The organism is Embleya sp. NPDC025285 (genome assembly GCF_055558835.1).
Map to the genome: position 1 here is coordinate 108,788 of NZ_JBVHLU010000011.1, position 19,474 is coordinate 128,261.

At 72.2% G+C, this 19,474-nt stretch carries 15 protein-coding genes; 7 read left to right on the top strand and 8 right to left on the bottom strand.

Features of this window, described 5'->3' with window-relative positions; all coding sequences use genetic code 11:
* The first annotated feature begins 21 nt into the window (after positions 1-21).
* Positions 22-567: a YbaK/EbsC family protein gene (locus tag ACZ4FV_RS09950; protein ID WP_395863750.1), complete on the top strand. Its 546-nt coding sequence runs from the start codon at positions 22-24 to the stop codon at positions 565-567.
* A gap of 49 nt (positions 568-616) precedes the next feature.
* On the opposite strand, the gene ACZ4FV_RS09955 is transcribed toward ACZ4FV_RS09950, so the two are convergent.
* From ACZ4FV_RS09955 to ACZ4FV_RS09965, 3 genes are all read right to left on the bottom strand, one after another.
* Entirely contained in the window at positions 617-2,395 is a 1,779-nt protein-coding gene (locus ACZ4FV_RS09955; protein ID WP_402233071.1) for an amidohydrolase, read from the bottom strand.
* Positions 2,396-2,620: 225 nt separating this feature from the next.
* A complete protein-coding gene (locus ACZ4FV_RS09960) occupies positions 2,621-4,507 on the bottom strand; it encodes an NAD-binding protein (RefSeq protein ID WP_395863746.1) in 1,887 nt (628 codons plus the stop codon).
* A gap of 137 nt (positions 4,508-4,644) precedes the next feature.
* Positions 4,645-5,754, bottom strand: coding sequence for a carboxylate-amine ligase (locus ACZ4FV_RS09965; protein ID WP_402233077.1), 1,110 nt, complete (start codon positions 5,752-5,754; stop codon positions 4,645-4,647).
* Between the two features lie 352 nt (positions 5,755-6,106).
* Between ACZ4FV_RS09965 and ACZ4FV_RS09970 the strand changes: the two genes are divergently transcribed.
* The 3 genes from ACZ4FV_RS09970 to ligD (ACZ4FV_RS09980) all read left to right on the top strand — a co-directional run bounded on the left by ACZ4FV_RS09970 (position 6,107) and on the right by ligD (ACZ4FV_RS09980) (position 13,327).
* Complete coding sequence (locus tag ACZ4FV_RS09970; protein WP_402233080.1) at positions 6,107-10,735, top strand: hypothetical protein; 4,629 nt, start codon at positions 6,107-6,109, stop codon at positions 10,733-10,735.
* Between the two features lie 332 nt (positions 10,736-11,067).
* Positions 11,068-12,258, top strand: a complete 1,191-nt coding sequence (locus tag ACZ4FV_RS09975) for a saccharopine dehydrogenase family protein (RefSeq protein WP_395863740.1) — start codon at positions 11,068-11,070, stop codon at positions 12,256-12,258.
* A 118-nt stretch (positions 12,259-12,376) separates the two neighbouring features.
* Positions 12,377-13,327 (top strand): non-homologous end-joining DNA ligase, encoded by a 951-nt coding sequence (ligD, locus tag ACZ4FV_RS09980; protein WP_402233083.1) that lies wholly within the window; start codon positions 12,377-12,379, stop codon positions 13,325-13,327.
* Between the two features lie 27 nt (positions 13,328-13,354).
* Here ligD (ACZ4FV_RS09980) and ligD (ACZ4FV_RS09985) read toward each other — a convergent pair whose 3' ends face one another.
* The gene (gene ligD, locus ACZ4FV_RS09985) at positions 13,355-14,236 is read right to left on the bottom strand and encodes a non-homologous end-joining DNA ligase (protein ID WP_402233086.1); all 882 of its coding nucleotides are present in this window, start codon (positions 14,234-14,236) and stop codon (positions 13,355-13,357) included.
* A gap of 59 nt (positions 14,237-14,295) precedes the next feature.
* Here ligD (ACZ4FV_RS09985) and ku point away from each other — a divergent pair, with 59 nt between their 5' ends.
* A complete protein-coding gene (ku, locus tag ACZ4FV_RS09990; protein ID WP_465322349.1) occupies positions 14,296-15,240 on the top strand; it encodes a non-homologous end joining protein Ku in 945 nt (314 codons plus the stop codon).
* 50 nt (positions 15,241-15,290) lie between these two features.
* Here ku and ACZ4FV_RS09995 read toward each other — a convergent pair whose 3' ends face one another.
* The 3 genes from ACZ4FV_RS09995 to ACZ4FV_RS10005 all read right to left on the bottom strand — a co-directional run bounded on the left by ACZ4FV_RS09995 (position 15,291) and on the right by ACZ4FV_RS10005 (position 17,526).
* A complete protein-coding gene (locus ACZ4FV_RS09995; RefSeq protein WP_395863732.1) occupies positions 15,291-15,569 on the bottom strand; it encodes a hypothetical protein in 279 nt (92 codons plus the stop codon).
* 256 nt (positions 15,570-15,825) lie between these two features.
* The gene (locus tag ACZ4FV_RS10000; RefSeq protein WP_355537031.1) at positions 15,826-15,996 is read right to left on the bottom strand and encodes a DUF5670 family protein; all 171 of its coding nucleotides are present in this window, start codon (positions 15,994-15,996) and stop codon (positions 15,826-15,828) included.
* A 75-nt stretch (positions 15,997-16,071) separates the two neighbouring features.
* Positions 16,072-17,526: a pyridoxal phosphate-dependent decarboxylase family protein gene (locus ACZ4FV_RS10005; RefSeq protein ID WP_465322351.1), complete on the bottom strand. Its 1,455-nt coding sequence runs from the start codon at positions 17,524-17,526 to the stop codon at positions 16,072-16,074.
* A gap of 152 nt (positions 17,527-17,678) precedes the next feature.
* Here ACZ4FV_RS10005 and ACZ4FV_RS10010 point away from each other — a divergent pair, with 152 nt between their 5' ends.
* Positions 17,679-18,224: a GNAT family N-acetyltransferase gene (locus ACZ4FV_RS10010; RefSeq protein ID WP_395863728.1), complete on the top strand. Its 546-nt coding sequence runs from the start codon at positions 17,679-17,681 to the stop codon at positions 18,222-18,224.
* Positions 18,225-18,348: 124 nt separating this feature from the next.
* A complete protein-coding gene (locus ACZ4FV_RS10015) occupies positions 18,349-18,780 on the top strand; it encodes a nuclear transport factor 2 family protein (RefSeq protein ID WP_402233091.1) in 432 nt (143 codons plus the stop codon).
* A 130-nt stretch (positions 18,781-18,910) separates the two neighbouring features.
* On the opposite strand, the gene ACZ4FV_RS10020 is transcribed toward ACZ4FV_RS10015, so the two are convergent.
* A complete protein-coding gene (locus ACZ4FV_RS10020; RefSeq protein WP_395863724.1) occupies positions 18,911-19,381 on the bottom strand; it encodes a MarR family winged helix-turn-helix transcriptional regulator in 471 nt (156 codons plus the stop codon).
* Between the last annotated feature and the right edge of the window lie 93 nt (positions 19,382-19,474).

Below are 19,474 nucleotides of genomic sequence, written 5' to 3' on the forward strand. Positions count from 1 at the left end.
CGATTGGGTTGGATGGGTCCCATGACCACCGCTCTCGCCCTTCACCCCGCCCTGACCCACCCCGAGTTGCTCGCCGACCCGGTGGCCGGCGCCCTGGCCGATTGGCCCGCCGAGTCCGCCGGGTTGGTCGAGGTCGCCGCGATCGACCCCGAACTGGCCGACACCGCCACGTTCTGCGCCCGCTACGACGTGGCCCCGGCCGACAGCGCGAACTGCGTGGTGATCGCGGCCAAGCGCGGCGGCACGGTCACCTACGCCGCGTGCCTGATCACCGCCACCACGCGAGCCGACGTGAACGGCCTGGTCCGTCGGCACCTGGACGCGCGCAAGGCGTCGTTCGCGCCCGTGGAGGCCGTACTGGCCGCGACCGGCATGGAGTACGGCGGGATCACCCCGATCGGCCTGCCCGCGGACTGGCCGATCCTGATCGACGCCGCCGTCGCCGCGCATCCGCGCGTCGTGGTCGGCTCCGGGATCCGCGGCTCCAAGCTGTGGGTGCCGGGCCGGCTGCTGGCCGACCTGCCGGGCGCGCAGGTCCTTCCCGACCTCGGTGTGCCCCTGGCCTGAGCGCCGGGTCGCCTGCCCGCACCGGGTCGGCGGGCAGGCGACCCCGACGTCAGCAGTGGTGCGTGAACAGGCTCAGTCCGACCCCCTCCGGCACCGGCACCGGCACCGGCACCGTGTCGACCCTCGGGTAGACCGTTCGGCCCGCCTTGATCGTCTCCTCGATGACGATATCCAGGAGCGCCTCCCCCGGCACCGTCACCGGATTCGCGCTCAGGATCACCAGGTCGGCCAGCTTGCCCACTTCGATGCTGCCCTTCTCCGCCTCCTCGCCGTACTGGTAGGCCGCGTTGATCGTGATCGACTTCACCGCGTCCGCCCCGGACACGCACTGATGCTTGCCCAGGGTGATGCCGGATCGGGTCTTCCTGGTGACCTGACCGGACAGGATCGCGAGCGAACTCGGCCGGGCCACGGGTGCGTCGTGATGCGACGTGTAGACCATGCCCCGGGCCAGGGCCCATTGCGCGGGCGAGATGTCGACCGCGCGCGACTCGCCCAGCACGGTCTCGACGTACCAGTCGCCCCAGTAGAACGTGTGCATCGAGAAGAACGACGGGATGATGCCCAAGCGGCGGAACTCCCCGATCTGGTCCTCGCCCGCCGTCTGACAGTGGATGCCCGTCGTACGCCGATCGGCCGGCTCGGACTCCTCGGTCGCGATCCGCACACAGCGGATGAACTGGGCGATCGCCTCGTCGCCGTTCACATGCGCGATCACCTGCCAGCCGTGCGCGAAGCCGGCCCGGACCTGCTCCAGGGCGACCTCCTCCTCCAGCGTCGGGTAACCGCAGTAGTCGTCGCCCTCGTCCGCGGGCGGAGTCTTGTACGGCTCGCGCAACCAGGCCGTCCTGCCCTGCGGCGAGCCGTCCAGGTTGAGCTTGATCCCGGCGGCCCGGAGGCCGTTCACATACTCCCCGCTCGCGTCGACCAGGTGCGGGGTCTTGATCGCGTCGGCCGCCTTCACGTAGACGACGACGTCCAGGGGCAGCGGCTCGGCCGCCGCCAGTGCGCGCAGGTCCCCCAGTACGGCCAGCTCGGCGGCACCTTCCTGCACCGTGGTGAAGCCGTAACTCGCCGCCGCCTTCAGGCCCTTGTCCAGGAACAGGGCCCGGTCACGCTCGTCGATGCCCATGATCGCGCGACCGGAGGCGGGAGTGAACGCGGTCTCCTCCAAGACCCCGTTCGGCTCGCCGAAGGGCAGCACCGACTCGTCGCCGCGCCGAATCACCCCGCCCTTCGGGTTCTCGGTGGCGGCGCTGTAGTTCAACACCTCGAGCCCCTTGCTGTTCACCGCGCCCAGGTGGAAGGACTGGTGGATGGCCAGCACCGGACGCTCGATGGAGACCCTGTCCAGGTCCTCCCGGGTGGGGTGCGACTCGCCGTCGAGCAACGCGTCGTCGTAACCGAACCCGACGATCCACGCGGAGCGCCGGCCGACCTCGCTGTCGCCGAACTCGCGCAGCTTGCGCACGATCGTCTCGATGTCACCGACATCGCCGTCCGGTTCGCCGAGCAGGTCGGCGACGGTCTCCTGGAGGCCGGTGCCGACCACGTGGCCGTGCGGATCGATGAATCCGGGGAGCAGCGCCCGGCCGTCCAGGTCACGCACTTCCGTCGTCGTGCCCCGCCATCGCGCGAGTGCCTCGTCGAGACCACCGACGAAGACGATGCGGCCGTCCTTGACGGCGACCGCCTCCGGCCGCGCACCGTCCTCCGCCACGACCCTCTTGGGACCGGGCCCGTCCGCCACCGTCTCGATTTCGCCGCCGTGGAAGATCACATCGGCCTCGCCGGAACCCGTCCCGGCACCCTCACGTCCTTCGGACATCACCACTCACCCTCACCTTCATCCCTCGCCGCCTCGTGTCGCTACGAAGTCTGTCGGCGACACACCGTAACAACGAAGAAGAATTCCGGACATCCTTCCCTCACCACGCACACCGAACAGCCCACGCCGCGGGCGCGAGGGTGGCGGGCGAAGGGGTGGCGCGGGTCGAGGGGCAATCGGGCCGTGGAGCGAGGGTGGGGACGCGGGGCGTCGGAGTGGGGTGCGTCAGTGGGTTGGGGTGGGGCCTCGGTTGGCTTGGAGGAGTTGGGCCAGGCCCTGGCGGGTTGTCGCCAGGACCACTCGGTCGGTGGGGCGTAGCAGGTATCCCGGGTGGAGCTCCCACTGGAGGTCGCGCTGTGGGGCCGCGTCCCGGCCGAGGTCGGCGCGGCGTTCCGCCGGATCGGCCACGTCCAGCGCGAGCACCCGCCACAGTCCGGCCCGAAACGCTTCCGCGACCGTCTGCCCCTGCAACTCCGGATGGCCGGCCACGTCGATCGCCGCGAACAGCAACACCTCGCGCTCCACCGGGATCGCGCCCAGGATCTGCCGCCCCATCACGGCCCCCGCGAAGGCCGGCGCGGACAACGAGGAGACGCTGCGGCTGCGGGTCAGCGCGTTCGGGTAGGACTCGCGCAGCGTGCGGTTCACCATCTTGGCGAAGTCGTCGTCGAACAGCCGCATCGCCACCCGCAGTTCGGGATCGACCTCGCGGGCGTACAGGGCCGCCTCGAGGTTGATCGCGTCGTTGCTGGTCAGCGCGAGCAGCACCCGGCTGGTGCCGATGTGCGCGGCCTCCAGCACGCCTTCGCGGGTGACGTCGCCGATCACCACCGGCACCCGACGCGCGTGCGCGGTCGCGATGCCCAGCGCCTGCGGGTCGCGCTCCACGCACACCACCGGGATGCCCAGGTCGCACAGCCGATCCAGCACACGCGTACCGATCTTGCCCAGGCCCAGCAGCACCACATGGTTGGCGATCGCGCGCGGCGGCGGGCGCTGGGTGGTCGCGGTGCGGAACGTGCCCAGGCTCTCCAGCACCACCGCGAACAGCACCGGCATCAGGGCCATCCCGGCGAGCCCGGACAACACCTGCAAAACCTGCCGACCGGTGCCCTCGCCGATCGCCGGATCGCCCATCCCGAACACGTCCAGGATCGAGCGGTAGGCGGCGCGCAGCGGCGGATCCCCGGTGACCCACCAGGTCAGGCCCGCGAACACGAAGAGCAGTGTGACCAGGCCGAAGATCGCGTACCGCAGCCGGGGCGGGAACAGCGTGGCCACCGGCAGTCCCTGGGGCAGCCGGGGCCGGTTGACCGGTGCGCCGCCCTCCTCCAGGGTGATCGTCTCCAGCACGGTCCGCCCCCGCGTCCGTCCCGCCGCGGCCACCGTGCCGTCGTCCGGCAGCAACTCCGGGCTGCCGCCCACCCCGTCGGAGGCGAGCGCGAGCGTGTACAGGTACGGCGCGGGGTCACGCTCGTCGGCGGGCCGCTCGGCCGCCCGCAACAGCAGCCCGTCCGCCTGAACGACCTTGCCCGCGCCGGAGATCGCCGCCGCGACCAGGGCCGGGGTGGCGGTGTCCGCGTCGGAGAGCACGGTCGTGGTCACGTCCCGGGCCGAGAGGTCCCCGATCCGGGCCACGACCGCGCGGTCGAGCAGTTCCTCCAGGTGTCGGCCGAGCTTGCGGTTGTACAGCCGCACCACGAGTCGGATGTTCGGGTTGATCCGCCGGGCCCGTAACGCCGCGTGGATGTTGGCCCGGTCGTCCCGGTAGACCAGGGCGAGCGCCATCGCGCCCGACACGCCCGCCGAGCGCAACGCGTCGTCGTCCGGCTCGGCCGCCTCCACCACCGACACCGACAACCCCCCGCCGCGCGCGAGGTCGTCGATCTGCGGGCCGTGGTTGCGGTGCACCGAGGGCAGCAGCACGGTCACGTGCTCGCCGTAGACGTGCGCGAGTTCGTAGGACAGCCGTTGCGCGAGCGCGTCGTCGCCGCACACCACGAGGTGGCCGGCCCGAGGCGGAGGAGTCAGGTGATGCGCGGGAGTCGACACACCCCCACCCTGCCTCCCGATCCCTCCCCCGTCAGCCCCTTTCCGCACCACCGAACACATCGAACACATCGAACACATCGAACGGTCGCGCGCACACGAACACGCCTCGCACGCCGATCACATCGAAAGGATCGCGTACAACGAACAAGCCGAGAAGACCGAGCACGACCGATGACGGCCGGACCCGGCCCACCCCGTCAGGTCCCCGTGGTGTCCGAGATCAGCAGATCCAGCACGCCCGGCAGACCCCCGGCCACGAATGCCTCACGCTGCCGATCGGCCCCCGTACCCTGCAGGATCAGTCGGTCCACGAGCGAGAACACCTGGGCGGTGTCCCCGAATTCGTCCAGCACCGGGGTCACGTGCTCGAGCAGCTCGCAGACCAGGTCCCCCGCCTGGATCCGGCGGGCCGTACCCGCCGGTCCCACCGGCCCGAACAGATCGCCCTCCAATCCGTCCCGAGCCGCCAACCAACACGCGGCCCGCAGCAGTTCCGGCTCCGGTGCGGCATACGGCGCCTTCTCGTCGTGCTGGTGCAGCGCGGTCACCACCAGCGCCCGCACCAGACCCGCGAGCATCACCGCGTCGTCCGCCCGCAACTGCACGTCCGGGCATCGGATCTCGACGGTCGGGAACCGCTCGGAAAGCCGCACCTGCCAGTACACCTGACCCCGGTCGAGCATCACGCCCACCGCGAGCAGCGCGTCCACCCGCCGTTCGTACTCCTCCAGGTCGGCGAACAGCGGCGGTTGCCCCTCCACCGGCCAGCGTGCGTAATGGATCGTGCGCCAGCTCGCGAAACCGGTGTCCAGCCCCTGCCACAGCGGTGAGTTGGCGCCCATCGCGACCAACACCGGCAACCACGGCCGGATCCGGTTGACCACTTGCACGCCGGTCTCCCGATCGGGCACCGCCACATGCACGTGCATCCCGTGGATGAGCTGCACGTCGGCCAATCGCCGGGCGTTCGCCCGGATCGCCAGGTAGCGCGGATGCTCGCTCACCTCCATCAGCTTCCCGTCACCGGCGGGCGCGGTCCCGCAGGCGACCATCCGGCAGCCGATCCGCTCGGCCGCGGCCGACAGCTCGCGGCGCATCCGGGACAGATGCCCGTTTATCTCGTCGAGCGAGGAGCACACCGGCGTCGCCACCTCCAACTGCGCCTTCAGTAATTCCGGCTGCACGTCGCCGAGGTCGATCCCGGGCCGCAGGCTCGCCTCGGCCCGGACCCGCTCGGCCGCCGGTACCGGCAGTCCGCTGACCGGGTCCACGAGCAGATACTCCTCCTCGACACCCAGAGTGGTCATCACCGAACCGTCCTTTCGAGCGGGCGAACCCGCCGGGCAGGGCCTCCACCTGGACATGACCATCCGTAGCCGGTGCACGTCACGACCCGTGCCCGCACCCTGAGGCCCCGGGACGACCCCGGACCCCACCAGGTGCGACATCGCGACCCGCGACGCGCTCGACCATGATCCGGACAGGCCGTACTACTTGGGAGGACTCGATCGGTTGTACCCGTAATCACCGCAGGTCGACACGTCGACCCGAATGCGCGTCCGAACCAATCGCCACCGCGGCGGGGCCGGCGCGCCCGATGTCCGCGCGTTGTGATGGGGTGGAACCCGAAAGTGGGACAGGCGAGTGCGGGGGCGAGTGGTGGCACGGGTACAGATCACGAACAAGGCCGTTCTGGTCGGATTGTTGTTCGAGGGAGCGGTTGTCGGCGACCTCGGGCGGGTCCGCCATCGGATCGGCGACGACGTGGTCGGCGCGCTGCTGGGCGATCCGAAACTCGCTCCGAGTCTGCGTTCGCTCGCCGCGCGGGACCCCGACCCGTGGGTGCGCCGCGCCCTCGCGCACAACGTGGCGGTGCTCACCGCGGCGGATCTGGCCGCGCTGCTGGAGCAGCCGGACCCGGTCGTGGACAGGATCGTGTACGCGCACCCCGAGGCCGGCGCGTGGATGCGCCGGATCGTGCTCGCGCCCGGCCGGCACGCCGGCACCCCGCACCCGCTGACCGCGCTGCACGAGGAGTTGCTCGCACAGCCCGCCGAGGGCGAGCCGCCGCGCCGACTGGGCGCCGCGGTGGTCGCCGATCGACCGGATCTGGTCGCGCACGCGCTGCGGGCGTGTGCCGGGGGCCTGACCGCCGCCGAGGAACTGCGCGGCCTGCTGTCGCTGAGCCGGCACGGCGGCACCGACCTGCTCGCCGAGGCGTCGCGCCACGTGCGGCCCGAAGTGGCCGCGACCGCCCTGGCGGTCGGTGAAGTGGTCACCGCGCGTCCCGAACTGGCCGACGCGGTGGCCGAGGCCGAGGGCAGTGCCGGGCTGATCGCCGAACTGCGCGCCGGCCTGCCGCCGTTGACATGGCGTCGGGAGATCGACTGGGTCGCCGTGCGCGACGAGCAGCGCCGCGAACCGCTGCCCGAGGCGATCGCCGCGCTGCTGGCCGCCGACCCGGACTGCCCCGACGACCTGCTCGTCGCGCTGTACACCGCACACCCGACGGTGGTGGGCCCGGTCGCCAGGCCGACGCTCGCGGTGTTGCGCGCGGCGATCGGCACCCCCAAACACCCGGCCCTGGCCCGGATCGCCGCGCTCACCCGCGACCTGGCCGAACCCGCCGACCTGGCCCGAGTGGTGCACGAGGTGACCCCGGCCCGAACCGCCGTCGCCACCCTGGTCGAACTGCCCGAATGCGCCGAGCTGCGCGACCTGTTGCACCGGCACCTGGGCGCCCACGCCGACCGCTGGACCACGCTGCGGGCCGTACTGCCGCGCCGACGCGAAGCGTTGCCCGCCCTGTTGGCCGGCATCGAGGCGGGCACCGTGACCGCGCCGCCGGAGCCGGCCGGCGGCCCGCCGCCGACGCTGACCAAGCCCTACCGGCACCTGCTCACCGCGGCCGACCCCGACGACCTGCGCGCCCTGCTGCCCGACCTGCCCGACTCGCTGGTGCGCGATCTGCTCTCCAGCGGCTCGCTCCCGCGACATGTGCACGAGGCGGCGATCACCTCGACCGACCCACGCGTGTGGGAGGCGATCGCCCGCAACGTCGGCCTGGACATCCGCGAACTGGCCCGGCTGGTGGCCAAACAGGTCCCGGCCGTGGACGCCGCCGCCTACCTGAGCCTGCGCTCGACGCCATCGCTGCGCCGCACCATCGCCGCCCGCACGCCGTTGGCCCCCGGCCTGCGCGCCGAACTGCTCGCCCACGGCGACCGTCGCACCCTGTTGCCGCTGGTGGCCAGTGGTGATCCCGAACTCGCGGCCCGCGCACTGTGGTTCGGCTGCCGCAAGATCGCCCAGCAGTACGCCTACGTCAAGGTCTGGGAACGGCACGGCCCGGCCGGCGTACGCACTTTGCTGGACAGCAGCGGCACCGGCACCGCGGCGCAGATCCGCAAGCGGGTGGAGGCCGCGCTCAAGGCCGAGGACGGCCTGACCGACCTGCGCGAGAGCGGCGAACCGTACGAGGACCCGGCCACGCTGCCGCACCGCTTGCAGACCCGCACCAGTCGCACCACCGTGCGCGACCTGGTGCACGAGCCGTACGCGCACGACTTCGCGCTGTTGATGGCGGCCGAGCGGGAGGAGCCGTTCGCCTACGAGGCCGTCGACGATCTGATCCGCCACGAGGACGCCACCGACGAGGACCGCGCGCGGCTGCGCCTGGTGCTGATCAACGCGCAACGCAACTACGCGCGCCGGACGAACGACACCCTGCCGGAGGAATGGCTGCGCACCGAGCCGTTCGACGGGAACGAGAACTGGGTGAACGAGGCGGTGGAGTACGACCTGCTCGATCCCGCCCGCCTGATCGACGTGGCCCATCCGGCGCAGGCGGTGGTGACGGCCGCGCGCCGGGTGAACCCGACGACCGTGCTGGCCCCGATGCGGGCCCGGCTGGCCGAGCTGACCCGGGAGCATCTCGCGGGCCACACCGAGGCGTTGGCCATCGCGGTCGGTCTGATCGACGGCTTCAACGCGTCGCTCGCCGAGTTGGTCACCGTGGCCGGTCAGGCCGCCGGTCCGCGGCCGGGAGCCGAGGAGTTGGCCCGGGCGGACGCCGCCACGCTGGCCGCCGCGCGGCGCGACGCGGCCGAGACGGCGAACAGCACACCGGTGCCCGCCACCGCGCCGGCATCGACCACCAGGCGTGGCGGCACGATCCGGGCCGCCGATCCCGATCGCAGGTCCCGGCTGGTCGCGGCGCACTTCCTGCGCGACGTCGCGGCCGGTTTGCATCCCGTGCCCGTCCCGGTGCCGGTGCCGGAGGATCCGGCCGTGCTCGCGGCGCTGGCCTCGGTGTCGACGGTCGACGCGCCGGGCTACGAGTACCCGAGTTGGCTCTACGAGGCGTGTTTCGGCAGCGACTCGGTGCAACCGCGGGTGGCCCTGGGACGCCGGGTGTTCGACGAGTCGGTCGCCAACGACCTGATCGACCTCGGCGAGCCCGAGGTGCTGAAGTCGATGGCCGAGAACAAGGGCCTGGAGGAGCCGACGAAGGACCGCGTCACCGCGCTCCTGGCCGGTAACCCCGCCGAGCGCCCCGAGCAGTACCCGACCAGGGACACCTGGCCGGGCCCGACCAAGCCGAGTTCGTACCTGCGCTGGATCCGCGAGTACTACGACGAGACGCGTGGCGGCGGCGACTTCCTGGCCGAGGGCGCGTATCGGCACGGCATCGTCGGCCCCACCGACGTGCTCGGCGTGCTCCCCACCCAGGCCCTGACCCCGCTGCCCAGGAAGTGGCGCGCGCTGACCTTGGCCGGTCCGCTGAACCGGGCAATCGAGGCGCTGGTCGCCGAGCGACTGGGCGTGGACCCGGAGCGGTGGTTGCGCGCGCTCGTCGCGATGGACACCGCGGGGGATCTCCCGTTGCCCGAAGTCCTGGACGTGAAATCGGAGTCCGCTCCCGACGAGACGTTCGAGTGGGGGCGGCTCGAGTCGCCGATCACCGTCGAGTTCGACACGGTGCGTCGGAGCGCCCATCGGGTGCGCCGCGCTTGGCGGTGGCCGGCCGGCAACCTGCTCCTGCGCGCGTCCGCCGAGGCGCTCGCGGTGCTGCTGCCGCGGCTGGGCGAGCACGCCTACCCCACGCTGTGGGCCTACGCGGACTACGTCGAGCACCGCGCGCCCGCGCTCGACGAATACCCCTTCATCACCCAGGATCGAACCGCGCTGCGGATCCTGGCCACGCACAGTCGTGACAGCGCGATCCGGGCTCGGCTCACGCGCCTGGACGACCCGGTGCTGAACGCCGACCTGTACGGCTCACCGCTGGTCCGCGGCAACGTCGTGGTGCGCCGCGCGGTGCTCTCCCGCGTGCCGCAGGGGCGTTCGGCTGTCGGGTCGCCGGCTGTGCTGCCGCTGGATCCGGAGCTGCGCGAACGACTCCTGGCCGACGACAAGGCGACCGCGTCGGTGTTGCCGGCGCTGCGGTTGCGGGTCGAGGCGGCCGACCCCGAGGTGATCGAGCACACGCTGCGCCGACTGGGCAAGAAGGCCGCGCTGCTGGACCGACTCCTGGGCGTGCGGGGTCTGTTGCGGTACGGCGGCGCGAATCGTGTCGGCGAACTGGTCGAACAGGGCGTGCTCGGCGCGACCGCCGGCCGGATGGTGGCCAAGGCCCTGGCGGCGGCCGATCCCGACGCGGCGCTCACCGAGCGGATCGACCGCGAACGCGCCGGCGACAAGCTGGTCGCCAAGCTGCGCAGGTGCACGCGGGGCTCCGAGACGGACGAGGTGCTCGACCTGCCGTACCTGCGCGACTGGGATCTGATCGTGGCCGAGCACGAGCGGGAGCCGTTCCCGGCGGACGTGCTGAACCGGCTCGTGATCCAACCGGACTCGCCCGCACGGCTGCTCGAACTCGGGCCCGTGCACTTCCGGATCGCCCGCACGGCCGCGACGCTGGACGCGGAGCACGCGCGTGCCTCGGTCGCCTTCGGCCGGGAACTGCTCGGCGACACCGCATGGCACATCCACCTGGACCTCCTGGTCACCACCGGCCTGCTGACCGGCCACGACCTGGTCCACCGCGCCCGCGGCGCGGCCTCCGTGCTGCGCTGGATCGCCGAGGCGGCCGTCCGGATCGAGGCCGATCCCGCGCTCCGCGCCGCCGCCGACGAGGCCCGCACCGAGATCGCCGCCCTGATCGAAACCCACCTGGGCGACGACACGACCAAGTGGTCCCGCGCCTTCGCCGCCCTCGCCGGCTGCGATCCCACCTGGAGCCCGGAGGCCCCCGGCTCGACGATCACGGCCCTGCTGACCCGCTGACCGGACGACGACGCACCCGAACGAGTCTCGGCCCGAAGCACCGGACGGACACCCACTCCGTCCCGACCCGGCGCTCCGGGCCGGGGTTCGGAGCCGGGGCTCGGGTCCGCTCGGCGGCGACGGCGGGACCGAGCCGACCCCGCCGTCGCCGGGACGTGGGCCCGAACCGATCAGTCGGCCCGGACGGCCCCATCGCCCGATCGCCCGATCGGCCCGGTCCGCGCTCACGGCGGGCGAAAAGCCGCGTCGAGAACCCCCGAGACCCGCCCCGGGCGAGGCCGATCGGCCGGACCCGCTTGCGCGTCCTCGAACCCGTGCGCCAGCCTCGGGAGATGCCCTCGGATACCCGTGTCCACGACATCGTCCTGTTCGGCGCGACCGGGTTCACCGGCGAACTGACCGCCGCCTACCTTGCCCGCGCCGCCCCGCCCACGACCCGCTGGGCCCTGGCGGGCCGCGACGCGCGGAAGTTGCGCGCGCTCCGGGACCGCCTCGCCGTGATCGACCCGCGCCACGCCGACCTCCCCCTGCTGTGCGTGCGCGCCGACGACACCGCCGCCCTGGCCGAACTCGCCGCCTCGACCCGCGTGGTGGCCACCACCGTCGGGCCCTACCTCCGGCACGGCGGCCCGCTCGTCGCCGCGTGTGCGGCGGCCGGCACCGACTACGTCGACCTGTGCGGCGAGGCGGAGTTCGTCGACCGGGTCTACCTGGACCAGCACGCCACCGCGGTCGCGACCGGGGCGCGACTCGTGCACGCGTGCGGCTTCGACTCGATCCCGCACGACCTGGGCGTGCTGTACACCGTGGGCCTGCTGCCCCGGGACGTACCGATCCGGGTGGACGGCTTCGTCCGGGCGAGCGGCACCTTCTCCGGCGGCACCTTCCACTCCGCGATGAACGCGTTCACCCGACTCCGCGAGGCCGACCGCGCGCACCGGGCCCGCCGCGCCGCCGAGCCCGCGCCACTCGGCCGCCGGGTCCGGATCGGCACCGGCCCGCCCCGGCTGGACCGCACCACCGGGATGTGGGCGATCCCGCTGCCCACGATCGACCCGCACGTGGTGGTCCGCTCCGCCGCCGCGCTGCCCGACTACGGCCCCGACTTCGGCTACCGGCACTACGCGGCCGTCAAGCACCTCCCGGTCGCGCTGGCCGGCGCCGTCGGCCTGGGCACCCTGGTCGGCCTGGCCCGGATCGGCCCGGTCCGCGAACGCCTGCTCGCCCGCCGCGCGGCCGGCACCGGCCCCTCCGCCGCCGCCCGCGACAGGTCCTGGTTCCGGGTGCTGTTCGTCGCCGACGCGGGCGACCGCCGGCTGATCACCGAGGTGGCCGGCGGCGACCCCGGCTACACCGAGACCGCCAAGATGTTGGCCGAGTCCGCGCTGTCCCTGGCCCACGACCGACTCCCGGAGACCGCGGGCCAGACGACGCCGGCCGCCGCCCTCGGCGACGCCCTGATCACCCGGCTGCGCTCCGCCGGCATCTCCTTCCGCGTGCTCCGCGACGAGAAGCGCCCCTGACCGGCGCCGCCCGCCCGCCGCCGATCGGTCGTGCCGCCGGCGGGCGGCACCGACACGCCCCTGGGCCGTCCGGGGGACCGTGTGTGTAGCCGACCGCCGTCGCGACCAGGCTCACCCCATGGCCGATCTGCCGGTGTATCCGCCCATGCTCGCCACCTCGGGATCGTTGCCGCCGGCCGTCGAGGACGATCGTTGGGCGTACGAGACGAAGCTGGACGGTCAGCGGTGTCTGGGCTATCTCCCGGGGGACGGCACGGTGCTGCTGCGGGCGCGTTCGGGGGCCGACATCACCGGCGCCTACCCGGAGCTGCGCGCGCTGCGCACCGCGTTGGGCACCCGGTCGGCGGTGCTGGACGGCGAGGTGGTCGCGCTGGACGAGCGTGGGCACAGCGACTTCGAACGCCTTCAGTCCCGGATGGGGTTGGCCGACCACCCCGCCGAGGCGGCCCGGATGCGCGATCGGGTGCCCGCCCGGCTGCTGCTGTTCGACGTGTTGCTGCTGTCCGGCCGACCACTGATCGATCGTCCCTACGCGGAGCGGCGTCGGGTGCTGGAGGGGCTCGAACTGAACGGACCGCACTGGTCGACGCCGGCGGCGCTGATCGGGCACGGCGAGACCGCGCTCACGGCGACCCGCGCGGAGGGCCTGGAGGGGTTGGTCTGCAAGCGGCTGGACTCGGTGTACACCCCGGGCGAGCGCTCGCGGCACTGGGTGAAGATCCGGCACGTGCACACCCTGGACGTGATCGTGGGCGGCTGGGTGCCCGGTCGCGGCCGGCTCACCGGTCTGCCCGGCGCGCTGCTGGTCGGTGTGCGCGAGGGTGGTGTGCTGCGTTACGTCGGCGCGGTGGGCACCGGCTTCGGTGACCGGGACCGGGCCGTACTGGGCGAATTGTTGCGGGTGTCCGCGATCGACGCGTGCCCGTTCACGCCGGAGCCGGAGGTGGCCGACGCGCGCTGGGTGCTGCCCCGGCTGATCGGCGAGGTCCGGTACGCGACACTCACTCGCGCGGGACTGTTGCGCCACCCGTCCTGGCATCGCCTGCGCCCGGATCTGGCCGAGGACTGATCCGGGCCGATGCCTACGGGGCGTGTCCTACGGCAGTCGGCCGGTGGTGCTCGCGGCCAGCAGTGGCGCGAAGACGTCGCCGTCGCGCGTCACCCGTTCGAGGACTTGGGCCGGGTCGAACACCAGCTCGGCGTCCGATTCGACCTCGGCCCAGGACACCGGCGTGGACACGGTCGGCTCGGGCTGCGCGCGCAGGGTGTACGGCGCGGCGGTGGTCTTGGCACTGGCGTTTTGGCTCCAGTCCACGAACACGTGTCCCGCCCGCAGATTCTTGGCCATCCGGTGCACGACCAGGTCGGGCCGATCCCGCTCCAGGCGCACCGCGAGCGCTTTGGCGTACGCCCCGACCGCGGCCTCCGGGGTCGGCTCCAGGGCCGCGTACAGGTGCAGCCCCTTGCTGCCCGAGGTCTTGGCCACGCAGGTCAACCCGTCCGCCGCGAGCAGGTCGCGGGCCAGCAGCGCGACCTCGCGGCATTCGGCCATGCCCGCCCCCGGCCCGGGGTCCAGGTCCAACACCAGCCGGTCGTGGCCGTCGGGGTCGGCGCCCCACTGCGGCACGTGCAGCTCGATCGCGGCCAGGTTGGCCGCCCACATCAGGGTGGCCAGCGAGTCGACGTCGACCTGCTGCCTGCTCTCGTCCCGGCCGACGACCTCGATCGTGCTCACCCAGTCGGGCGCACCCGGCGGCACATGCTTGTTGTAGAAGCGGCTCCCGCCGTCCACCCCGTGCGGAAAGCGGATGAACGTGGCCGGGCGCCCGGTCAGGTGCGGGAGCAGGACCGGGGCGACCTTGGCGTAGTAGTCCAGTGCCTGGCCCTTGGTGTATCCGGTCTCGGGCCACCACACCTTGTCCAGGTGGGTGAGCGTCAGCGAACGTCCGTCGACTGTCGTGGCGATGCGGTCCGGCATACGGTAAAGGTCCCCTTGTGTCCAGATATCGATGCATAATCCGCGAAAGTGGAGAGCCGATGCGCAGCAGTTGGAAAGGTGCGATCACGTTCGGGCTGGTGAGCATCCCGGTCCAACTCTTCCCCGCCACCGAGGAACACAACGTGCCCCTGCATCAGGTGCACGAGAAGGACGGCGGCCGGATCCGCCTCAAGCGCTACTGCGAGTTGGAGGAGCGCGAGGTCCCGTACAAGGAGATCGCCAAGGCGTACGAAGCGCCCGACGGCCGGCAGGCGGTGCTCACCGATCAGGACATGGCGGAGTTGCCGCTGCCCAGCAAGAAGGTCATCGACGTGCTCGCGTTCGTGGACGTGGACGAGATCGATCCGCTGATGTTGTCCAAGGCGTACTACCTCCAGACCGCGACCCCCGCCGCCGCCAAGCCGTACGTACTGCTGCGCGAGGCGCTGAACAAGGCGGGCAAGTCCGCGGTCACCAAGATCACCCTGCGCACCCGGGAGAGCCTGGCCCTGCTGCGCGTGCACGACGACATCCTGATCCTGCAGACCATGCTCTGGCCGGACGAGGTGCGCACGTCCGAGGGGCTGGCCCCCGAGGGCCGGTTCGACATCCGGCCGCAGGAGTTGAAGATGGCCACGTCGTTGATGGACACGCTGAGCGAGGACTTCGACTTCCAGGCGCTGCACGACGACTACAAGGAGGCGCTCGACTCGCTGGTCGTCGCGCGCCTGGAGGGCACCGCCCCGGCCGCCGCCGAGGAAGAGCGGGCCGAGACGCCGGACAACGTGGTCGACCTGATGGCCGCGCTCACCGCGAGCGTCGAGGCGGCGAACAAGGGCCACGGCCGGGCCGCGTCGGGCCGGAAGAGTGCCGCGCGCAAGCCGGCGGCGAAGACCTCCGCGAAGACCTCGACGAAGGACTCGTCGGGGAGCAAGTCCTCGGCGAAGTCGAGCACGAAGAAGAGCGCGGCGAAGAAGACCACGCGCAAGCGCACCAGCGCCTGAGCACCGGGCCGGTCGCCGGAGGCCGGTCGGCGGCGGTCGGCCGCCGGCGGTCATTCGGTCGGGAAGGCCGCCACCCGCTGGTCCAGCGGCACCGGCTCCTCGGCGATACCGTCCGCCGAACCGCTCGCGAACCGCGCGCACACGCCGCGGCAGGCGAAGGTCTGCCGTTCCTCCACATGCCCGACCGGCACCGCGTCGTGCGCGGGTCGGTCCGCTGCGGCCCGCAGGTCGCGGCCGCACATCGTGCAGGCCAGGCCGTAGGTCATCTCGACCGTGGTCTCCGGTCGAGAGCTTCGGCGGTGTCCCGCGATCGAGTGCTGTGAGTACATGGGTTCGAATCCTCTGGTCGGTCTGGTGCGCGGATGTCCGGATCGCCGCAGACGACGCCGCCATGGGTGACGGCATACGAGGTGCCCTCGGTCTCCCCAAAGTACTCCTCCCGTTCCGCCGCCCAGACCCCCTCGCGGAATCGTTTCGACACCGGATCGCGTCGCTCGCACCGATCCTCGGCGACCGATCCCGGACATGGCCGCGGGGCCCGTCGCTTCGACAGGCCCCGCGTCCGGCGGTTCGACGACGTGTCGACTACCAGCGATACCAACGCCCACGACGGCCACCCGCACCGGCGCTGCGGAACACGAACCCGAGGGCCCAGAGCACCAGCACGATCACGGCTATCCACCAGAGGGCTTTCAGGGCGAATCCTGCACCGAACAGGATCAAAGCGAGCAAAAGCACGACAAGCAGCGGAATCATCTTGAACCACCTCCGCCCGACGTCTGCCCCGAATGATTCGCTTCACGCGGTGCGATCGCAGACTTGTTCGGAGATCTATGCCGGGGGCTCCGCGCGCAGGTCCGCGGCCACCCGCGCGCCGATCTCCCGGACCACGTCCGCGAGCAGTTCGACATCCGCCTCGGTGCTTCGCCAGTTCACGATCGCCGGGCGCAGTGCGACCCGGCCCCGGTAGACGGTGGTGCCCGCGTACACCCGACCGTCCTCGTTGAGTTCGGCGCCGAGTCGGCGGTTGAGCTCGTCCAGTTCGGCCTCCCCGGTCGGCCCGGTCGGGCGGTAGCGAAAGCACACGACGCACAGCCGCACCGGGGCCAGCAACTCCAGGTCGGGGGCCTGCTCAACCAGCGCGCCGAGGTGGTTCGCGAGGTCGTTGTGCCGCTCGATCATCGCCCGGTATCCGGAGCGGCCGTACGCGCGCAGCGTGGCCCAGATCGGCAGTGACCGGGCCCGGCGTGAGGATTCCGGCCCGAGCGAGCCGTAGTTGAGGTGGGTGTCGCCGGCGCCGGGCAGATACGGGGCGTTCCACGCGCCGAACGCCCTGCCCATCACCGCGGCGTCGCGGACGAACACGAATCCGCTCTCGTACGGCACGTTGAGCCATTTGTGCCCGTCGGACGCCACCGAGTGCGCGCGCTCGACGCCTTTGACCAGATGCCGCAACCGCGGCGAGACGCCGGCGAACAGGCCGAACGCGCCGTCCACGTGCAGCCACGCGCCGTAGCGTCGGGCCAGGTCGGCGAGCGCGTCGATCGGGTCGAAGTCACCGGTGTCCACCTCGCCGGCGGTGGCGATGAGTACGGCGGGCCCGTCGATCTCGATCAGCGCGCGCTCCATCGCGTCGATGTCCACCCGACCCGCGTCGTCGCGCGCGCACACCCGGAGCGTGTCCCGCCCGCAGCCCAGGATCTGGAGGGCCTTGCGATTGCTGGGATGCACGTAGCCGCTGGTGAGCACCGGCATGGTCGGCAGTCCGGCCAGCCCGTCGGCGGTGACGTCCACGCCGTGTTGCGCGGCCCACCAGTACCGCGCGCAGGTGAGCGCCGTGAGATTGGCGAACGTCGCACTCGGCGTGAGCACCGCGCCGTACGAGTCGGGCAGCCCGAACAGGTCCTTGAGCCAACCGAGCACCACCGTCTCGGTCTCGGTCGCCAGCGGCGACGCGGCCCACAGTCCGGCCACCTGGTCGAGCAGCCCGGTGATCCAGTCGCCGGCCTGGGCGGCCGGGGTGGCTCCGCCGACGACGAAGTGGAAGAACCGGGGACCCGAGGACTGCGTCGCGGCGCGGGTGCCCACGTCGAGCAGTTCCTCGATGCTGGCCAACGTGCCGTCGCCACGCTCGGGCAGCGGTCCGCCCAGCCGGTCGAAGAGCACGTCGGGGGCCGGGATCCGCACCGGCAGCCCGGGCAGCGCCTCCAGGTAGGGCCCGGCGGCCTTGGCCACCAGGTCGAGGGCGGGCCGGGCGAGGTCACGTTCGTGGAGGGGGTCAGCCATCCTTGCAGGGGACCACGCGAAGCCCGGCCGCGTCGAGTATTTCCGTGTCACGCAAGGCTGTTGACGGATCATCAGACCCGCCGCGCGTGGGCCGAGGCGGGAGTGGGGAGGATCCCGTGCCGGGGGGCCGATGACCTCGACCTGGAGGAAGCGTGGCAACCGACATCGCGCGGACCCATCACCGGGGCGGTGACCTCGACGAGATCGGGCGGGTGCTGCTCGACATCTACGCCGAGGTCTACGCGGCGGATCTGGACCGACCCTTCCACTCGGTGCCGACCTTCGCGGAGCGGTTGGCGCGTTACGCCGCGGCGCCCGGCTTCGAGTGCGTCGTGGGGTGGAGCCGCGACATCCCGGTCGGCTACGCCTTCGGGTACACGCTCCAGGCCGGCGCGCGCTGGTGGACCGGACTCACCGAGCCGGTGCCGGCGGCGGACATCGAGGAGGACGGACGGCGTACGTTCGCGCTCAACGAGCTGATGGTCCGCGAACCGTGGCGCGGTTCCGGCGCGGCCCGCACCATCCACGACACGCTCCTCGCGGCCCGCACCGAACAGCGGGTGACCCTGCTGGTGGATCCGACCCACCCCAGGGTCCTCGCGCTGTATCTGCGCTGGGGCTATCGCGTGCTCGGCGACCTGCGTCCGGCCTGGCCGGACGCGCCGCTGCTCACCGCGCTGCTCCTGGATCGCACCTGACCGGCGTCGGTCGCCTGCGGGCCGCTCGGGTCGTGGTTGGCGGACCTGAGCGCCCGACCGGGCCATCCCCCGCCGAGAAGCTTGCCTCTGTTTAGTTTCGGCGCGCGTGCGTAGGGTGCGCGCCATGAGTGACGCGACCGCGAACAAGCGGCTGATCGAGCAGTTCTGGCAGGACCTGTACGCCCGCGACTTCGCCAAGGTCGCGGCCTACTTCGCCGCCGACGGCCACTACACGGACGTCGCCGCGCCCGGGCCCGGCGCGACCGGACCGGCGGCCGTGGAGGCCCGGCTGCGGCTGGGCCTGGAGATGCTCTCCGGCTACATCCACCACCACAAGAGCACCGTCGCCGAGGGCGACCTGGTGGTGACCGAGCACGCCGAGGAGTGGCACTGGGAGAGCGGCGAGCAGGTGGTGCTGCCGTTCGTGTCGATCCACGAGTTCCGCGACGGCGAGATCGTGCGCTGGCACGACTACTGGGACTTCGGCACGTTGATGAACGCCGCACCGCAGTGGTGGTTGGAGCACGTCGCCAAGGGCTACGCGCAGGACGCCTGACCGGCCGACCGCTCGACGCCGGGTGCTCCGGCCGACCGCCCACGACTTCGGCCGTGGGCGGTTCTCGGGTCGGCGGGAGTATCCGCCCGCCCCGGAGCGGGCGCGTCCCCGGGGCACCCGATCGGGACGGTCAGCTGCGCGGTTCGATGCGTTCGACCACCGTGTCCGCGATCTGCGCCAGCATCGCGATCTGTTCCTCGGTGAGCAGGTCGATCAGGTTCCGCCGGACCGAGGCGACGTGGTGCGGCGCGGCCTCCTCGATCACCCGCAGCCCCTCGGCGGTCAGCACGACCTCGGCGCCGCGGCCGTCGCCCGCGCACTCCTCGCGTCGGACCAGGCCGCGCTGCTGCATACGTTTGACGTGGTGCGACATCCGGCTCTGCGACCACAACATGCGCTCGGCCAACTCGCCCAGTCGGCGGCGATGGCCGGTCGCCTCGGACAGCTCGGACAACACGTCGTAGTCGGGGTCCGACAGCCCCGAGTCGACGGCCAGATCACGGGCCACCCGGGTATCCACGAGCAGTCGCAACCGCCGATACCCCCGCCACGCGCGCTGCTGCCCGGGGTCCAGCCAGGGCGTCTCCTCGATGCGGGCCATGGCCACCAATCTAGCAGCTACTTGACATGTCATGTACTTGGTCGGGACGATCTACATGACACATCAACTACTTCGCCGACCCCGACGAGCGCC